This window comes from Amycolatopsis sp. NBC_01307, assembly GCF_035975215.1.
In the GTDB taxonomy this organism is placed as follows: Bacteria; Actinomycetota; Actinomycetes; order Mycobacteriales; family Pseudonocardiaceae; genus Amycolatopsis.
The window spans coordinates 5,728,453-5,746,582 of record NZ_CP108403.1; the positions used below are offsets into that span (position 1 = coordinate 5,728,453).

15 protein-coding genes are annotated in these 18,130 nt (G+C 66.9%); 12 read left to right on the top strand and 3 right to left on the bottom strand.

Annotation, left to right across the window (positions count from 1 at the left end):
• The first annotated feature begins 434 nt into the window (after positions 1-434).
• From OG439_RS24450 to OG439_RS24465, 4 genes are all read left to right on the top strand, one after another.
• On the top strand, positions 435-1,937 hold the full coding sequence (locus OG439_RS24450; RefSeq protein WP_326943205.1) for a hypothetical protein: 1,503 nt from the start codon (positions 435-437) through the stop codon (positions 1,935-1,937).
• A gap of 210 nt (positions 1,938-2,147) precedes the next feature.
• Positions 2,148-6,302, top strand: coding sequence for a hypothetical protein (locus tag OG439_RS24455; protein WP_326943206.1), 4,155 nt, complete (start codon positions 2,148-2,150; stop codon positions 6,300-6,302).
• Positions 6,299-6,433, top strand: coding sequence for a hypothetical protein (locus OG439_RS24460; RefSeq protein ID WP_326943207.1), 135 nt, complete (start codon positions 6,299-6,301; stop codon positions 6,431-6,433). Before OG439_RS24455 ends, OG439_RS24460 begins: the two co-directional genes overlap by 4 nt.
• Before the next feature lie 62 nt (positions 6,434-6,495).
• On the top strand, positions 6,496-6,660 hold the full coding sequence (locus OG439_RS24465; RefSeq protein WP_326943208.1) for a hypothetical protein: 165 nt from the start codon (positions 6,496-6,498) through the stop codon (positions 6,658-6,660).
• 216 nt (positions 6,661-6,876) lie between these two features.
• Here OG439_RS24465 and OG439_RS24470 read toward each other — a convergent pair whose 3' ends face one another.
• Positions 6,877-7,284: a hypothetical protein gene (locus OG439_RS24470; protein WP_326943209.1), complete on the bottom strand. Its 408-nt coding sequence runs from the start codon at positions 7,282-7,284 to the stop codon at positions 6,877-6,879.
• A gap of 35 nt (positions 7,285-7,319) precedes the next feature.
• Between OG439_RS24470 and OG439_RS50425 the strand changes: the two genes are divergently transcribed.
• Complete coding sequence (locus OG439_RS50425; protein WP_442792214.1) at positions 7,320-8,333, top strand: DUF6000 family protein; 1,014 nt, start codon at positions 7,320-7,322, stop codon at positions 8,331-8,333.
• On the opposite strand, the gene OG439_RS24475 is transcribed toward OG439_RS50425, so the two are convergent.
• A complete protein-coding gene (locus OG439_RS24475) occupies positions 8,284-8,820 on the bottom strand; it encodes a GNAT family N-acetyltransferase (protein ID WP_326943210.1) in 537 nt (178 codons plus the stop codon). The two genes, OG439_RS50425 and OG439_RS24475, sit on opposite strands and share 50 nt — an antisense overlap.
• Before the next feature lie 271 nt (positions 8,821-9,091).
• Between OG439_RS24475 and OG439_RS24480 the strand changes: the two genes are divergently transcribed.
• The 5 genes from OG439_RS24480 to OG439_RS24500 all read left to right on the top strand — a co-directional run bounded on the left by OG439_RS24480 (position 9,092) and on the right by OG439_RS24500 (position 12,407).
• Positions 9,092-9,814 carry a Clp protease N-terminal domain-containing protein gene (locus OG439_RS24480; RefSeq protein WP_326943211.1) on the top strand — a complete coding sequence of 241 codons (723 nt, stop codon included), beginning with the start codon at positions 9,092-9,094 and terminating at the stop codon, positions 9,812-9,814.
• A complete protein-coding gene (locus OG439_RS24485; protein WP_326943212.1) occupies positions 9,811-10,452 on the top strand; it encodes a serine hydrolase in 642 nt (213 codons plus the stop codon). The genes OG439_RS24480 and OG439_RS24485 overlap by 4 nt, the downstream gene beginning before the upstream one ends.
• Positions 10,449-10,745: a hypothetical protein gene (locus OG439_RS24490; protein ID WP_326943213.1), complete on the top strand. Its 297-nt coding sequence runs from the start codon at positions 10,449-10,451 to the stop codon at positions 10,743-10,745. The genes OG439_RS24485 and OG439_RS24490 overlap by 4 nt, the downstream gene beginning before the upstream one ends.
• A 375-nt stretch (positions 10,746-11,120) precedes the next feature.
• Positions 11,121-11,900: a transposase family protein gene (locus tag OG439_RS24495; protein ID WP_326951577.1), complete on the top strand. Its 780-nt coding sequence runs from the start codon at positions 11,121-11,123 to the stop codon at positions 11,898-11,900.
• Positions 11,901-11,990: 90 nt separating this feature from the next.
• Complete coding sequence (locus OG439_RS24500; RefSeq protein WP_326943214.1) at positions 11,991-12,407, top strand: hypothetical protein; 417 nt, start codon at positions 11,991-11,993, stop codon at positions 12,405-12,407.
• Positions 12,408-12,573: 166 nt separating this feature from the next.
• Here OG439_RS24500 and OG439_RS24505 read toward each other — a convergent pair whose 3' ends face one another.
• Positions 12,574-13,065 (bottom strand): TetR/AcrR family transcriptional regulator, encoded by a 492-nt coding sequence (locus OG439_RS24505; protein ID WP_326943215.1) that lies wholly within the window; start codon positions 13,063-13,065, stop codon positions 12,574-12,576.
• A gap of 83 nt (positions 13,066-13,148) precedes the next feature.
• On the opposite strand from OG439_RS24505, the gene OG439_RS24510 reads away from it, so the two are divergent.
• Together OG439_RS24510 and OG439_RS24515 are read left to right on the top strand one after the other, a co-directional pair.
• Positions 13,149-14,207, top strand: coding sequence for an FAD-dependent monooxygenase (locus OG439_RS24510; protein ID WP_326943216.1), 1,059 nt, complete (start codon positions 13,149-13,151; stop codon positions 14,205-14,207).
• A gap of 566 nt (positions 14,208-14,773) precedes the next feature.
• Positions 14,774-17,896, top strand: coding sequence for a hypothetical protein (locus OG439_RS24515; protein WP_326943217.1), 3,123 nt, complete (start codon positions 14,774-14,776; stop codon positions 17,894-17,896).
• Positions 17,897-18,130: the final 234 nt, after the last annotated feature.

The window sequence follows — 18,130 nt, forward strand, 5'->3', positions numbered from 1 at the left end:
CCGCGAAGGTAACACCTGCCGTCGCTGATCAGACTCCATGTCACCGGCGTACGCTTCCGCACTCCGGCGACTCGAGAACCCCAGCACCGACCCAACAGTTCCGTCCGCACGGCGGTACCGGACCCGCCACGAATGTTGACCCGTCTGCTCAACCCACGCCATGACGACCTCCAAGTCACCCGATCGAACGAGGCAGAACCAGCATCACCCCGACACGGCCTGAAGCCGACAACCAAATATTGCAACCTTTCCACCTGCTATTCGAACAATGAGTAAGTGCCTGACGCGCACCGACTCGGTCCACCCAGGCACGCGTCGCGCCCCCCAGTGATGTCTTCGCGCTGCAGTCCTCTCGGGATTTCCACCATCAATCATCTCCCTCGGATCGAACTGTCCAAGTTAGAATCGGCCATTCGAGGATCGGAGAAAGGTCTGTGGTCGACCAGCCGTGGGCAGTTGAGCAGCTGCAGAAGTTCGTGGCCAGGATCGAGGCGATGGCCAAGCTCTACCGAACGATGCACACGATCGGTAGTGATCGCCCCGAAGCCGAAGGCATCGATCGGGAGATCAGCGAACTTGAGGATGAGCTGTGTCGTTTGGAGCCGGCGATCCAGATCGTGATGGACGCCGTCGACCCCGAGCTCCGGAACTATCAGCGTTTCGACCCAGATCTGCCCGCCCTTTACGGCGGTGTCTCATGGACAGAACGGTGGTACCCGGCAAGGCGTGCAGCAGAGAAGGCAGTAGGACTGCATACGGTAGGAGCTGAGGCCAAGCGTAGGATGCAGGAGGACTCAGGGCGGGATTTCGGTCCGACTGCTAACGGATATGACGTGGCAGATTTCGAACTGGTGTGGCCGCGGGAACTGCTCATCCGGGAAGGCGAGGCATTGATCGCGCACGCGGGTCAGAGCTTCGACGCGCAGTGCGAGTGGTTGCTTACCGAGGCCTTCGCCGATACATCAGCGGTCGACGCCATGCGCGCTAGCGGTTCCTCTACCGACCCTTGGGGTAGCGACCCTCGTTCCGGTCTGCCTCATAGTCCAAGGGAGTTCCTTTCGCGGCTCGTCGAAATTGCAGACCAGCTGAGAGAGGCGTCCGTCCGCCGGCCGTACTGGTCGCAGCGGCGGCGCGCTGCCGTACCGAGCCGCCTCGACATATCAGCCGTCGCGCGTGAGTTTGTTCGGACGGTCGACTCGTTCCGAGTGAACGGCTACCTCGACCAGGCGTTCCCCGCCGTCTGCGTCGACGACCACGACGAGGTCTACGTCGACGCAGGAGACGTACTGCAGCAGATGCTGGGCATCCCGAACTTGCGTTGGCCGCTGCAGGCCACCCGGCTCGTGGAGGTCGAGGATGCCCTATTCGATGTCATAGAGGCGCTCCACGACCTGGTCGCTCGGCCGCGATCTCGCTCGTTTCACAGCTATGGCGGCTGCGGCTGGCACTACTCGCAGTTCGCGATCGAACCGGCGAGAGTGCTCTACAGGTGGCGGGTCAACCAGCTACTCGACCGCAGCGACCTGGGCCTGACGCTGTCCGACGACGGCGAGGACATCGGACGTCTCGTCGCCGTCACCGACGACGCCCGGGCCGATCTTGTCACGCGTCTCGCCAACCAGCCGCCCGGTCGGGCATCCGACCGGGTTCGTCACGGCATCGCCCTGTTCCGTGCGCGCGGATCAACCGAGCACGACAAGCGGTCCGCCATCCTTGTGCTGGCCGGGATCATCGAGGAGCGCCGCCAACTCCTGAAGGACAATCTCGTCAGGAAGGACGAAGGTGCACTCTTCGACATCGCCAACAACTTCGCCTTGCGCCACCAAGACCTCAAGCAGCAAGGCGACTACGACCCAGCCTTCCTCGACTGGATCTTTTGGTGGTATCTCGCAACGATCGAACTCAGCGATCAACTTCTTGCACGGCCCACCTCGTAGGACACGACCTACCTGTCCCCACACGTCCAAGACAAGTCCTGGACGGACCTCCACGATGAACACAGACCTGGATATTTGACCCTTTCCTGCTTCTGTGAACGTCCGCTACTGCCGACGACCGTGCGTCACGCTTTCAAACCCTGAGTCGTACGTTCCGTGTGCAGGCGTGTCAGAACATCTGCCTCGGGGTGGTAGAGCATGATAGGGCGCGTGCCTCGCCGGAACGATCGCAAGGACGGAGCTGCCGACACGGCTGCCAAGCGGGCTGCGAGTGCGTATGCCACGGGTGGCGGCGGGGTGGCTCTTGAGCACGCGTACGGTGCGGTTCTGTTGGCGGCCTTGTTGCGGCAGACCCCGGTAAACGGGCTTGGCGCTGAGGTCATGCCGGTCGAGGTGCGGTTCCAGCAGGGCGCGTCCCACCCGGTAGATGACGTGGTGGTGGTCGGGTCATGCCCCACCGGGGAGCGGCGGATGTTCGTGGGGGTTCGGCGGAATCCCACGATCGGGCCAAGCAGCGCGTCATTCGTTGGTCTGCTGGCCGACTATGTGCGCATGGTGGTCGATCATCGAGCGGAGTTCGATGCCGACCGCTGGCGGTTGGCCCTGGCCGTCGCGGCGCCGCATACCGCCTCGGCGGATGTGGCCACGCTTGCTTGGCACGCACGGAAGCATCGTTCTCACGTCCAGTTCCGGGCCGCGCTGAACGCTCCACAGGCGACGCGGGCACGGCTCCGGGCGCGATTGCGTACCTTCGATGCGGCCGTCGACGCAGCTGCCAGGCACGTTGGCGTCGACGGCGATCGGGAAGAGTTGACCTGGGATCTGCTCCGGGCGCTGCGGCTCATCCACCTTGCCCTGGAAGGCGACGATCCGGCCGATCGATCCCGCACGGTCGGTGAGCTGACGTCGTTGGTCGGCGGGGTGGCGCAGGCTACTGATCTGTGGCGGCACCTGTTGGAGTTGTCCGCCGGATACGCCCAGGCTGCGGCGACGGTTGACCGGGACCTCCTGCGTCGTGATCTGAGTGCGCGTTTCGATCTCAACCTGGACCAACCAATATCCGTTGGGAACGTTCAACAGACAACGGCAGCCGTTCGGGCCGCGGTTCGCGTCTCCGAGGCGGATCCGCGCCGGCTCGGGGTGCATGCGTCGATCCAGGTAGAGGGCGTGGAGAGCGACCTGCCGTCTTATGTCCAACGGGATGTGGACGGCGGTAAGCGGGGAGTCCGGGCACTGCTGACGAAGGCGGCTGACCACGGTGGGTTCGTGTTGCTCGTTGGCGGTTCCTCAGTCGGGAAGACCCGCTGCGCCTACGAGGCCGTCCAAGCGGTGTTGCCCGACTGGTGGCTGATCCACCCATCGAGTCCGGATGACATCGCCGCGCTGTCCGCGAATCCTCCGCAACGGACAGTGCTGTGGCTGGATGAGATGCAGCGTTACTTCGGCGGCGAGCGCGGATTGACGAGCGGGACGGTACGCCATTTGCTAACTGCCGCGTCGCCCGTGGTGATCGTCGGCACGCTGTGGCCGGACCGCTATCTCCGTTACACCGAGACGCCCGCCTACGACGGCGCCGACCTGCACGGTCATGAACGTGAGGTCGTGGAGTTGGCCGACGTGTTGGTCGTCCCGGAAACGTTCAGCGTTGCCGAGCAGAGCCGGGCCAAGGCCGTCGCGGCGACGGACCGGCTGCTAGCCACCGCGTTGGACTCCGTTGGCTACGGGTTGACCCAGACGCTGGCCGCGGCTCCGCAGTTGGTCAGCCATTGGGAGATCGCCAAGACCGTGCATCCGTATGCCTGGGCGGTGTTGCTGGCCGCGGCCGACATCACCATGTTGGGAGCCGAACATCCGCTGCCGGAGACGTTGTTGCGCAGTGCGGCGCCGGGTTACTGCACCGACAGGCAGCGAGCCGAGGCGCCCGTCGACTGGTTCGAGCGCGGTATCGCCTATGCGACACAAAAGTTGCACGGCGCCACCGCGGCTCTCGGCGCGGTGGGCGGGCCGGGCATGGGACAGCTACTCGGTTTCGAGATCGCTGACTACCTGCTACAGCACGTTGGCCGGGTCCGGGCCGCCGAGCCGATCCCGGCGAGCGCGTGGGAGGCGGTCCTCCATCACCTCACCGATCCTGACGACCTGGTTCAGGTCGCGGAAAGCGCGAGCGCGCGGTTGCTGTGCCGGTACGCCGTGCCGCTCTACCGGCGCGCCGCCGACGCCGGCGTTCGCGCGGCGGCCGACCAGTGGGCGATCCTCACCGGTGATCCGGTCGGCGTCGCCGACCTGAGAGCCCGAGCCACCAACCACGACACCAGCACCCGTATCGGTGACGACGCCGCGGAGGACGCGGCAAAAAGCCTCGGCCAAGCGCTCATCCGACTCGGTGAGCTGGACGAGCTGCGCGCCCAGTTCCGACCTACCGCGGACCGATGGGGTCCGAGTCGGCGCACCAATCAGGCACTGGCTCAGGTGCTCGCCGACCGCGGGGCCGCCGACGAGCTACGCACTCTTGCCGACCGTGGCGACCTGGCCGCTGCCGAACAGCTAGCCGACTTTCTCGCCATGCGCGGTGACGCCGGCGAGCTGCGGGAGCGTGCCCAGTTCGAGACCAGCGTCGTCTTGCCTGCCTCGGACACCGACCGGTTCCGGTCGCGCTACGACAAACCCGAGCAAACGGCCGCCCGCGAGCGACTCGCGGACTACCTGGCCCGCCGAGGCGACGTGTCGGCGCTGGCCGCCCGCACGGACGCTGCGGCCACCCGACGCCTGTTCACTCTGCTCCGGCATCGCGGCGACGTAGCCGGGATGCGACGGCTCGCTGACCTGCGGGGCGGTGACATCGAGAAGGACCTGGTCCAGGTGCTCGCTCACCGAGGCGACCTTCAGGAGCTGCTGTCGCTGGCAGAGTGTGCTGACGAAATGCTGCTCGACCGGATCTCGATGGTGTTCTTGCACCGTGGCGCCCTCCGCGAGCTCGATGCCCTCACCAAGTACCACTGGCCTGCCGCCGACAGGCTCGCAGCCGCTCTCGCCGACCAAGGCGAGACGGCCCGGCTCACCCAGCTCGCCACCGACCACGTGTGGGGTGCCGGCCAACTCGTGGATGTGCTGACCTGCCAAAGAGATGTGGCCGCGCTGCGTGACTTCGAGTCGAAGCAGTCCGGCTTTGACGCACAGCTGGTGAACCAGGCGTTGAACACGCTGTTCGTCCATCGCGGTGACCTCGACGAGCTGGCTGCCAGGGCACGGCAAGGAGTCTCGGACGCCGCCCGTCAACTGGCGCACGTGCTCGGCGACCGCGGTGACGCGGACGGTGCCTGGCGGGTCCTGCGCGAGGCGGGCCAGGACCGACATTGGCGGGTGGCTTCCATTCACGACGAGTTGGTCGTCGATCTGGAGGAGCTTCGGTCACGGGCCGACGAGGGCGACGGAGTCGCTGCCGCTCGGCTGGCCAGCGCGCTGATCCGTCGCGGCGACATCGACCAGTTGTGGGCCCGGGCCAACCTTGGCGACGACTCAGCCGCGAGCAAGCTCGCGGAGGCCTTCGTCAACCGCGACGAGATCGACGAGTTGCGCATACTCGCCGATGCGGGTCACCACAGGGCGGCCGAGAAGCTCGCCGAGGTGCTCGTTTGTCGCGGTCGGATCGACGAGCTGACCATTCGGGCCGACAGGGGCGACGAGCGAGCCACTGAGCGGCTGCTCAACTTCCTCGTCCACCGGGGTGACCTGGAGGCGCTGCAACGCCGCGCGAACGCCGGTGATCTCGGTGCGGTCACCCGGTGGAACGAGATGACTGCCGACCGGGCGGACCTCGACGTGCTGCGGGAGTTGGTGGACTCCTACTCCGACCGGCTGCGGGCCCGGACCAGCAACTACTACATAGCCGCAGGCAAGCTGGTGGACATCCTCGTTGACCGCGGCGAAGTCGACGAGTTGCGAGTCCGCGCCGACAACCACAATACTCAGGCGGCCTGCCGGCTGGCTGCGCTGCTGGCCGACCGCGGCGAGCTCGAGGAGTTGCGAGTCCGCGCCAACGCCGGCGACTCCGCTGCCGAAGTGACGCTCGCCGACGTCCTCGCGGATCGTCGCGCGATGACCGAGCTCCGCGCCAGAGTGCGCGAGCGGCCGGACGACTTCCAAGCTCCCGAACGGCTGGTACGGCTGTTGGTTGCCCAGGGTGAACTCGCCGAGGCCCATCGGATCCTGCTCACACAGACGCAAAGAGGCGATCACCGCGCCGCTCGGTGGCTCCCCGAACTGCTGGTCTGGCTGGGTCGCCACGAGGAGGCCCGACAGGTGGCCCGCTACGGCCTCGACACCGACGGCTTCCCGGCCACCTCCACGGAGGAGTTGTCCCGATGACCTGGGAAGACTGCCCGCTGCGCGCCATCAGCGTCGAGACCACTGGCGACGACGAGGAGACGGCTCGGATAGTGGCCATCGCGTTGGTCTCCATTGACGGCATGGTGCCCCCCACTGTGAATACCTGCTGATCAACCCCGGCGTCCCGATCCCGGCCGAGGCCACCGCCCGACATGGCATCACCACCGACCAGGTGCGGGCCGAGGGAGCAGCTCCCGCCGAGGCGCTCCAGACCATCCGAAACCGGATCGAGGGTGCCTGGGGCAGCAGTTACGCGTTGGTCGGCTTCGACATCGTCCGCACGCTCACCTGCTGGACCGGGAAATGCGCCGCCATCTCCACGCCGGGCTGGCGGTGACCGGCCCAGTGGTCGACCCCCACATCATCGACCTGGCCATGGATCGCCGTGACGGCCCCAGGTCGCTGGCCGAGACTTGCGAGTACTACCGGGTACGGCACGACCGCTCCCACGGTCCCGTCGAAGACGCGCTCGCCGCCGCCCGTCTGGCACGGAAACTGACTCGGGGGCATCCGGACGAGGTCCGAAGCAAGACTTTTGGCGATGGTCGGCAGGTCATACCTGATAGGGGTAGATTTTGATCTTCTCAGGCCCGAGGTGGATCTCGACCCATGCGCCTGCCATTCCTTGCGACAGGGCGTCGACATGACCGAAGTCGATTACCGCGTCAACCAACTCCAGGTGCGCGAACGGCTGCGCCTCCGCGATCCCGATGAGGCCGAGCCGTCCCCGGCAGCAGACTCCGAGTCCATCCTGGTAGAGGCATGGTTCCTCGACTGCCGCCGGCAAGCAGTTGAATCCCCACCGGAACTCTTCGTCCAGTTCCCACTCGACGTGGTACTCGCCCGCGGCCGCATCCCAGCTCCCACCCCAACAGACCGGCACGGTCCCGACGGAGGTCCGCAGCGTGACCAGCGCGACATCACCACGATTCGGGGAGCCTCGCTCGACCTCAACCAGCACTGGATCATCGTTCCGGATGGTACGCACCCTGCCAAGTGCGCGCTCATGCCGATGGGCGGACATCCGGCTGGCGGAAACCCGCTCGCACAATCCCGGCGTCCCAGGCACGACGCACCTGTGCACCGCCCCGATCACGCCCCCACACTGGCGGAACTGATCCCCGCTACGTCACTCCGGGACGGCGTTACCTCCGCCTCGGCGGAAGACTGTCGCGGCCCGAGGTCACGCACCGCGCCGCGTTCCTGCGGGAACTGGCCGAGGCGGCCGAACACATCACCGACACCGAACTCGACGTCCTGCTAGACCAGGGTGGATGGCGCGAGCGCAAGACCGCCGCGTGGTTCATCGCGGTATCCGACCGGACCCGCTTCCGCGACAAGCTCGGCGCCCTCCTCCTCGCAGGCGAAGGCCCCTACGCCGGCGCGGCGTACTGCCTCGCGCTGACCCGCCTCGGCACCGACGCCGACGCTGCCCACCTCATCGCCTACCTCGACCGGTACCTGCTCCGCCCGGACCTACGCTACGACCAGCCCTTCGCCCTGGGCGCGCTCCTCTGCCTCGACGAGGCACTCGGCACCGGCCACGCCACACACTTCGTCCAACCCCACGGCCTCTGGCAGCAATACTGCGACGCGCTACCGCCGGGGCCCGGATCCCACCCCAGCACGCACAGCGGATCGTCAGTCGGATGTGCGCGCTCGCCATGGAGAGCAGACACTCCGGATCATTCGAAAGCCGCGACAACCGCGAGTGACCGATGCCCCAAGGTGACCGACGAGGCCACGCTCACCTGCGCCCGCGCGCTCTGCACGGGGAGGATGTTCCGGTGCTGGATCGCGAAGTTAGGCCACTACACCCCTCGACCGCGGCACAACGCAAGGCCGCCCGGTTCCTTCGTCCGCTGCTCGGCACTCAGCCAGGCTAAGTTCCTGCCGCTAACCGCTCCGCTGCGACGCGCACACATGCCGATGAGCGTGCGGCCGGCATCGGCGGATGCACTCAGTGCAGGATGCGCCCGTCCTGGTCGACATCGACATGGAGGAAGGTAAAGGTACGAACACCGTCCGGATGGCGGCGGAGTTCCTGAGTCCAGTGCTCGCCGACGACCTCGGTCGCCACCTGCCTCCAGAAACGCGCTGCCGGGGCGTTCTCCTCCAGGAAGGCGATGGCCCAGCGTCCCCGACGTGACCGGATGAGTTTGGTGGCGGCTGCCAGCCCGACACCCTGACGCCGGAGAGCGCGAACGATGAAGAACGAGTGGATGAATGTGGCCGCGCCCTCGAAGGGGCGGATCAAGCAAAAGCCTGCCAGCCGTCCGTCAGAGTAGATCACATAGGCATCGTGGTCGGCGTCAGTGAAGAACCGCGACAGCCGTGGGAAGTCGAACAGCCCCGTAGGTCCCGGCAGATCGCCCGTCCACTGCGACAACTCGTGCCGTTCCAGCTGCCCCAACTGCTCGACCACCGGGCGCAGGCCGGCATCAGCCAACCGGAAGGTGACGTTGCCGCCACGAAGTTCGTCATCGCTGTTCTGCATGGTGCAACATTGTCAGGTCGAAGTGGCACTGTCCGCTTTCCTGCACCCACCGGCCGCCCATCGGACGCGCGCCCTTGCCGATGAGCGCGCGATGACGCGGGGACCCCGACACATAGTGTCGAGGCGTGGGATCCCCGGACCCGGCCCGGCTCGAACGGACTGCCACCCCCGGTGACCGCTCATTTGATCAAGGCTTCGCTTCGAAGCCGGCAAGCGCCAACGAATATATTGACGTACATCGAGCGTCAACTATCATGTTGACCTGAATCAGGTGCCCACCCTGCCGGAGCTGGTCGGTCTGGTCCTGCTCGACGGCATCGCCGAGCCCCGCGACCCCCTCCGGCACATCGCCACCGCCGAGCGGATCGCCGGTGAACTCGACGTCCTCGGCGACAGCCTGGTCGGCTTATTCGTGGAGATGGCACGCGCCGAGGGGTGTTCGTGGGCCGACATCGGCGCGCCTCGCGGCCTCAGCCGCCAGGGTGCCCAACAGCGCTACGCGCCCCTCCTCGCGCGGCTGACCCTCGACGACCTCATCCGCACCGACGTCCTGCAGCACTTCGACGACGCCACCCTCGGCTGCCTCCGCCACGCCCAGACACGCGCTGCGCAGCTCGGCCACGACACACTCGACAGCGGCGACCTCCTCCTCGCAGTCCTCGACGACCCGGCCGGGCTCGCCGGCACCGTCATCCGCGCACTCGGCACCGACCCGTCGGCCGTGCGCGCCGCCCTCGACCACGAGCCCGACCAGCCGGACACGATCCCCAGCCGTACCCCACCGGGAATCGGCCCGGACGCCCGCCGGGCGATCGACGGCGCGATTGCCGAGGCACACGGCCAGAACGTCGCGGTGGCACACCTGTTTCTCGCGCTCCTGCGCGCGCCCGGCAGCCCCGGTGGCCACGCCCTCACCGCGCACGGCATCACCCGCCCGGCCGCGCTCGCCCACATCCTCGGACTCGCCGGCCGCCCGACACAGGACCCGGCATGACCGCCCTCCAAAAGGTCACCAACACCCTCGAATCCCTGCCGACGACGGCCTTCCTCGTGCTCGACCAGGGCCGCACCGTACTCGACCACGGCACGACGACCACGCCCAGTTTCCTGGCCTCGGCCCGCAAAAGCGTCCTGTCCGTCCTCTACGGACCTGCGGTCGCCGACGGCACCATCCGGCTCGAGGCCACCCTCGACGAGCTCGGCATCGACGACATCGGCGGTCTCCTGCCGGAAGAACGCCGCGCCACGGTACGCGACCTGCTGACCTCGAGATCCGGCGTCTACCACCCGGCGACGGCCGCCGCCGGGCCCGAGGACGACGCACCGGCCCGGGGCACGCAACCGCCGGGCACGCTGTTCCTCTACAACAACTGGGACTTCAACACCCTCGGCACGATCTTCGAGCGCTGCACCGGGAGGCCCATTTCGCCGCGCTGGCCGAAGACCTGGCGGCACCGCTCGGTTTCGAGGACTTCGACCCGGCTCGTCAGCGGCTGCTCGGCCGCCCCGACGTCTCTCAGCACCTCGCGCACCACCTCTTCCTCTCCGCCCGCGACCTCGGCCGGCTCGGCACGATGCTGCTGCAGCAGGGCCGGTGGAACGACCGGCAAGTCGTCCCCGCATCCTGGGTGACCGAGAGCACCTCGGTCCAGGTCGACCGCGGCGCCGGCGTCCAGCTCGACTACGGCTACCTCTGGTGGCTGCCGCGTATTCTGGGGCGCGGCTCGTTCCTGGCGATCGGCAACTTCGGCCAGTACCTTCTCTGCGTCCCACCCGGGCTGGTCATCGTGCACCAGCGGGACGTCCCCGACGACACCGTCCTCGCCCGCACCCAGGGCACGCCGGCACCGAGCCCGATCGACTCCGTCAGTCCCGTGCAGTTCATGAAGCTGGTCCGGGCGGTGCAGGCAGCGCTGCGGCCCTGACCGCGCAGGAATCGCCGGGCTTCAGGCAGGGTGTCGCAGCCGCACGCTGACCGCCCACTTGCGACGTCCGCAACTGACGGATCGCGGGCACTGTCCGCCTGCTTCGCAGCAGGCAATTCGGGCCTGGCGGAGTAGCCGACCCCATCGTGCCTTGAGCGGTGAAGTCGCCCTTACCGTTCTTCACAAGAGATTTGGTTGTCCGTCTGAACGCGTGGCAAGCTGGGCAGCGTGAAGAGAGCCGATGAACTGGCTGCCCTAGTGGGGTGGACCGGAACGGCGTCAGCCGAGCTGAGCTGGCAAGACGTCGCGGAACGGCTAAGGGATGTCTCGTAACCCGGCGTGGGTCTGGTCGTGCATGTAGTCGATCATGGTGTGGTGCAGGTGATCTCGGCATCGCGACCGGAGTGGATTACCCCGTTCACGGGGCTGGAACCAGGTCAGTTCCGGAAGCTGGTGCGGATCGTGGCGAGACGTGGCGGAGACGAGATCGCCGATGGCCGACCTGGCCGCCAGTGGCGCCTCGACCTGGCCGATCGTGTGCTGCTGGTCGCGACGTACTGGCGGACAAACCTGACAATGCGCCAGATCGGGCCGCTGTTCGGAGTGTCGCACTCCGCGGCGCATCGAGTGATCGACACCATCGGACCGCTGCTGGCGCTCGCACCAGTCCGCAAACGCCGGATCGACGCGATCGCGATCGTCGACGGCACCTTGGTGCCGACACGGGACCACCGGTTGGCGGCACCGTCGAAGAACTACCGGTACTCGGCGAACGTGCAGGTCGCGATCGACGCCGACACCCGCCTGGTGATCGCCACCGGCGACGCCCACCCGGGCAACCGCAACGACTGCACCGTCTACCGCGACTCCGGAATCGAACGCGAACTGGCAGGGCGCCCGGTGATGGCTGATGGCGGCTACCAAGGCAATCCCGAGGTGATCATGCCCTACCGCAAACCTCGTGACGGTAGCGATCTGCCGGACTGGAAAGAAGACCTCAACGCCGGCCACCGCAAGATCCGCGCCCGCGTCGAACACGCGCTCGCTCGGATGAAGTGCTGGAAGATCCTGCGCGACTATCGCCGCGCCGCCCGCACCCTGAACGACACGGTGTCCGGAATCGCACACCTGCACAACATCCTCCTCACGGACTGATCCGCAACACCAGCACCACCAAACACAAGATCAGTTACGAGACATCGCTTAGGACTGCAGTTCCCAGCCGCCTATCGCGAACTGCTCGAAGTGTTCCCGTCCGGCGAACTCGCCGATGGCATCCGCGTGATCTCCCCGGTACAAGACACCGAAACTTTGGATCTCTTCCGGACGAACGCCGAGAACTGGTACACCTACTTCACCTCCGCCCGGGACATCGCCCCCGAAACGTTTCCGTACAGGTTCCACCCGGAGTTCGACGGCCTCATCCTCTGGGGCATCGACGACGACCACTGCTACTTTTGGGATCCGTCCGGCGACCGCGACCCGGACACCTGGCCCATCGTCTTCCTCGAGAACACCGGGCCGGGCTGGGGAACCTACACGGGTTCGGTGGCGGACTTCCTCTTCGACGTCGTCACGGGGAAACTCCAGCACGACGCCTTGTACTCGGACTGGGAAGAGGCTCCAAAAACGTTCCATCCAACCAGGTTCATGAGTGCCTAGCCGGCGCAAACGGCCGAGGACAACGGCATGACCCGGATAGGTCGACGCGGCGCCTTCCCGACGTCCGCTCATGCCGCTGATCGCTCGTTCACGTCCGGTCATGTCGAAGAGCGTGCCTTGAACTATCACTGGTTCGCGGTCTCTCGGCGAGGCGCCCGCCGCATGGTCAGACCCTCGTGGCGAGCAAGCGGAGTTCGGCGACCACGTCCTTGCCCGAGGGTGCGCGCTCGGGGTCCACCAGCCACTGCAGCATGAGGCCGGTCAGGAGTGCGAGGGGTACCGAGCCACCGAGTCCGTCACGCCCTTCACGTTGACCGCGGGCGAGGTGCTCGCGGACTTCGGGGGATCGTTCGGCCTGCACGAGGGCCTCGAGCTGGGCGACCCACAGGGCCCGGTGAGTGGTGAAGGTGTCGATCAGGACCTGCCAGCCCTGCTCCGGGGTATCGGCCGTGGCGCGGTCGGCGAGTTCGGCACCGAGTTCGTCCACTGCTTCCACCAGCGCCTGGGTGAGCAGGGCGTCCCGGGAGCCGAAGTGGTAGCCGATCGCCGCGTGGTTGACCCCGGCGGCCGCGGCGATGTCCCGCACGGTGGTGCGCGCCCAGCCGCGTTCGATCAGGCACTGTTTGGCCCCGGCCAGCAGGTCCTCTCGGTTACCCATGCGGCGAGCATACCCACGGCCTTGACCGGAAGGTTTATTCATATGGATTGACCAATTGGATAACAAGCAGCTATGGTCCGGTCATGACTCGTCCGAAAGCTCTGATCTCGGGTGCAAGCGTGGCCGGCCCCGTCCTCGCCTACTTCCTGCAGCACAACGGATATGACGTCACCGTGGTCGAACGCGCGGCGGCGGTCCGTGACAGCGGGTATGCAGTGGACTTCCGCGGCGCGGCCTTCGACGTCCTGCGGGAGATGAAGCTTTTCGACCAGGTCAGCGAGCACAACACGCGAATGCGTGGCACCACACTGGTAGACGGCAGCGGCGCGGAGATCGGGCAACTGCCCGCCTCGGCGTTCGCCGGCGAACTCGAAGTGCCCAAGCGGGAACTGACCCGGATCTTGCACCAGGCCACAGCCGGCGACGTGGACTACGTGTTCGGTGACTCGATCACCGCGTTGAGCCAGCACGAGTCCGGTGTCGCGGTCGAGTTCGAACACCGCGCGGCCGGTGAGTTCGACCTGCTGTTCGGCGCAGACGGGGTGTACTCCAACGTCCGCCGACTGGGGTTCGGTCCCGACGATGAAGTGCTGCGACACCTGGGAATGTCCGGTGCCGCTTTCAGCACCCCCAACTATCTCGGTCTCGACCACCGCGGACTACTGCGGCCCGGGCCGGACACCGCGGCCTACCTGTTCAGCTGCGGCGACCCGGACCGGCTCACCGTGTCGCTCTCGTTCGCCACCGCTTCCCCTGAACTGGACCGTCGCGGCCGCACGGAACAAGAACGAGCGGTGCGGGCGGCGTTCGCCGGGCAGAACTGGGAACTGCCCCGCCTGCTAGACACGATGACCGGCGCCGACGACTTCTCCTTCGGCTCCTCCTGCCAGGTACAACTCAGCCAGTGGTCACGCGGCCGTGTCGCGCTGGTCGGTGACGCCGGGTACTGCGCCGCGCCGACCAGCGGCATGGGCACCTCGCAGGCACTGATCGGCGCACGAGCCCTCGCCCATCACCTTGCCACAACCGGAGGCGACCACAAGACCGCTTTCCCCGCATACGAAACGCAACTACGGCCATACGTCGCGGACAATCAGGCAAAGGGCCGCCAGGCTGCGATGACACTCGGCGGCGCAGCCTAACCAGCACAACCAAGCCCGCCGCCGCTCGGCCCCGACTTTCAGGCGAGGCACTCTTCTGCCGCCGATCGCGCGCGCCGACGTCCGGTCATGCCGATGAGCGGATGTTTCGTCAGGCGGGCCCAGTGGCCGTGTATTCGTGACACGGTCGAGTTGCGGCATCCGGTGACCGCCAGCGTCGGAGAAGGCATCAAGACTAATGGCCCGATCCAGGCGCTGGTCATGCTGCTCGCCGACCGCACCGCCACCATTCCCAAACTGAGAGGGCTCTAGCCGTAAGGACCCCGCGCTCCAGCAGACCAACGACACGCTGCGTGCCCGCACCTACGCTGCCACGCGGGTCCGTCGCGCCACGCCCGGTCGGCAATGGCGAGGCGCCAGCTACCGGCGGAAAGACTCCATTGAATGCACCAGACTGGCTTCATCAAGCTTTAGGCTGACCGGCGCGCATCCTTAGCTGGGAGGATCGGCAACATCAGACGAGTGGGGGCGACTGGGCGTTGACACGGCTTCGGGCGCGCCGAGCGGTTGCTCCTGGCGTAGCTGCCGCACTGCTGGCGGTGGCTCTCGTGCTGCTGAAAGCGGATCGGCTACCGCCGTTCTTGGCATGGTGTCCACCGTGGCTTGCGGCGGCAATCGCAGCTGGCCTCGGCGTGTGCGTGGTCGCGGTGGACCGCTGGCGAACTCGCCGGAACACCGAAATCGACCGCGACCAAGCAGCCATCGACCGCCTGCGCCAACACGGCGGTCGTCTCAAGACCCTTCTCCCCCAGATCGGCTCAGGAGCAGCCACGGGGCTCGCGCTCCGAGTGCACCCCGCGCTCCCCAGCCGAGCCACGTCAACCGCAGCGACGCCATCCCTGTCCTGGCGTCCTTGGCGACGCCGCCCGACCGATGCCGGAGACCTGCAGCTGCCGACCTTCGTCGAACGCACCAAAGGCGCCGAGATCCGCCAACGGCTGAGAGAGGCGCGCGCGAAAGGCGGCGTCCTGCTGCTGGTCGGCGACTCGTGCGTCGGCAAGACACGCATGCTGTACGAATCCGCGCGACGTGAATTGCCGGACTTCGCCGTCCTGGTCCCGGACCTCGGCGACGGGGATCTGATCAATACCGTCGCCCAGGCAAGCTTCCGGCTTCCCAAGCTGATCATCTGGCTCGACGAGCTGCAACGCTTCCTGCCCGGCCCTTACCTCGGCGAGGGGGCCACCGCGGTCACCGCCGCCAGCATCAGACGACTGCTCGACGCCCCGACACCGGTGATCGTGCTCGGCACTCTCTGGCCCGCCTACGCTCAAACACTCCGCTCCGTCACCATCGACCCAGACCATCCCGGCGAGCGGCGACCGCGCTACCCCGGCGCGGTCGACATCCTCACCGACAGCCGGGTCCACGAGACCCGACTCGACCCCTTCAACAGCGCCGAACGAGCCACAGCAGCCGCGCTCGCTGCGCAGGATCCCACCCTCGCCGCCGCAGTGGCCGACCGCGACTACAACGTCACCGAAGCACTCGCCGGCGCGCGTGAACTCATCGCCCGCTATCAGCGCGCCACCTCCGCCCAGCTGGCGATCCTGCACGCCGCCGTGGACGCCAGACGAGTCGGGATCGAATCCCCGCTCAGTGCGGACCTGCTTCGCGCTGCAGCGCTCGGCTATCTGCCTTCCCCGCACACCGACGACTCCTGGTTCTCATCGGCGTTAGCGGAGCTGACCAGCCACCAACGACCACAGGACCGAGCCACCGCACCGCTCCTGTCCGAGCCAAGCCCGGACCGCCGCTCGATCACCGGCTACGCCGTCACCGACTTTCTCACACAGCGCCTTACCGCGGACCGTCGGACCGAACCCATCCCCACCCTTGCCTGGCAAGCATTCGCCGAGCACACGCACGCCACGGCCGACATCGTCCGGTTAGCGGACAACGCCAAACGCCGCTTGCGCTACGACGTAACGCAAGCGGCGTCCTGCCGCGTCGCCGAGATTGACGAGAATGCCGCCGTCATCTGGGCACAGCTGCTGCTCGGCCAAGACCGCTTCGAGGAAGCGATCGACGTGCTCCGCCCCGGCGTCGTCGCTGGCTGGGAGCAGGCGTCGCTCGAAATCGTCTTCGCGCTGTTCAATCAAGGCGACACCGAACAGATCGTCGAGATCATCCAGGCCCACCTGGATGCGGGTCACGCGTATCTGGCTTGGTATCTCCCCAAGATCATTCCGGCGGATGACCCAGCCGAGGAAACAATCGACGCGCTGCTCGCACTGCTGGACAGCGAGGAGGAACTTGTCCTGAAGCCGCTGGTCGAGCTCTTCGCGGATCGAGGACGCATCGACGAGGCCACCGAGGTGCTGCGCCCCTTCCTTGCCGAGCATCACGAGGCCCTCGACGTGGTGGTCGAATTCCTGATCGACCATGACCGCGTGGAGGAGTGGCACGGCCGTGCAGACGCCGGCGATCGCGCCGCCGCCCTCGTGTACGCCCACGTGCTGGTCGACCTCGATCGCGAAGGCGACGCAATCGACGTGCTCCGCCCCCTCGCTGACGACCCGCCGATCGCCGAGTGGCTGATCCGGCTACTGACCAAGCAGCACCGCGACGACGAGATTCTCGACGTGCTTCGATCACAAGCGGATGCGGGCAACGAGGACGCCGGCAAATCGCTGGCCGACCGGCTCACGAAGCGGGCGCGAAACAAGGCCGACCGGGCAATGACGGAGTCGATGGTCGACCTGTTCGTTCTGCCAGGCCGCATCGAGGAACTGGCAGCACAGGCTGAAGCCGGTGACGCTGCCGCCGCGATGCTGCTCGCCGAAGTCCGGATCGCCCAAGGCCGGGAGGAGGCGGCGACCGCGATCCTGCGAAGCCAGGCTGGCCACGGTAATCAGGACGCTGCCGACGAGCTGTCTCGTCTCGAAGCCGCATGGGACGAAGCCGACGCACGGTACGCCGAGCTGCGGGCACGGGCAGAGGGCGGCGATGCGGATGCCGCTGAATTCCTGGCATGGGCTAAGACATATCGCGACAGGGCGGACCAGATGCTCGAACGAGCCGCCGCCGGCGACCGGGAAGCCGCCGAAGAGGTGGCCGAACCGCTGAGCACCCGTCGTCTGATAGCCGAGCGGCAGGCCAGGGTGGACGCCGGCGACCGGGACGCGATCGTCGAACTCGCAAGCGTTCGGGGTGGAGAGAACCGTCTGAGCGAAGCCATCGAACTCCTGCGTCCCTTGACTATCGGAGACCCGCAGACCGCGCAATGGTTCAACCAGCTCCTGGCATCCGAAAGCGAGTTCGAGGAGCTACGAGCCCGTGCCCAGGCAGGAGACAAAGACGCACGCGGGCACCTGGTCAGACACTTGGAGGACCAGGGCCGCATCGACGAGGCCATCGACATGCTGCGCGCCGACACCGGCGATTGGACCACCAACCATCACCTCGCAGCTCTGTTGGCGAAACACAACCGCCTCGACGAGCTACGAGCCCTTGCCGATGCCGGTGATCATATCGCTGCCGGACAACTGCTCGACGTCCTCGTGCAACGAGGCCTCGAGAACGAGCTACTGGCCGAAGTTAACGCCGGCACGCTCGGTGCCGCGGAACGCTTCATCGACCAGCTTGGCAACGCCGAACAGGCCGACACGATCCGCCGATTCGGGCTCCTCGAGCCAAAGCATGCGACGGACCTCCCCTGGCGATCATGAGCCGGGGATTTGAGATGCCCTCCGCGCCTCAGTCTTGCCCGATGCCGGAACCCGTGGTCATACCCGCCGTCCGCGCGAAGCTTTCACCAACACCGCGCGTTCAAACACTCGCAACGGCCCGCGCCTGGTAACGACGTCCGCTACCTAGGGCTGCGCCTTCGGCGGCCACGTCGGCGGGAGACGGCGAACCAGCCAACTGCCCAACCCGAACGTCCGCTCATGCCGCGTAGAGGT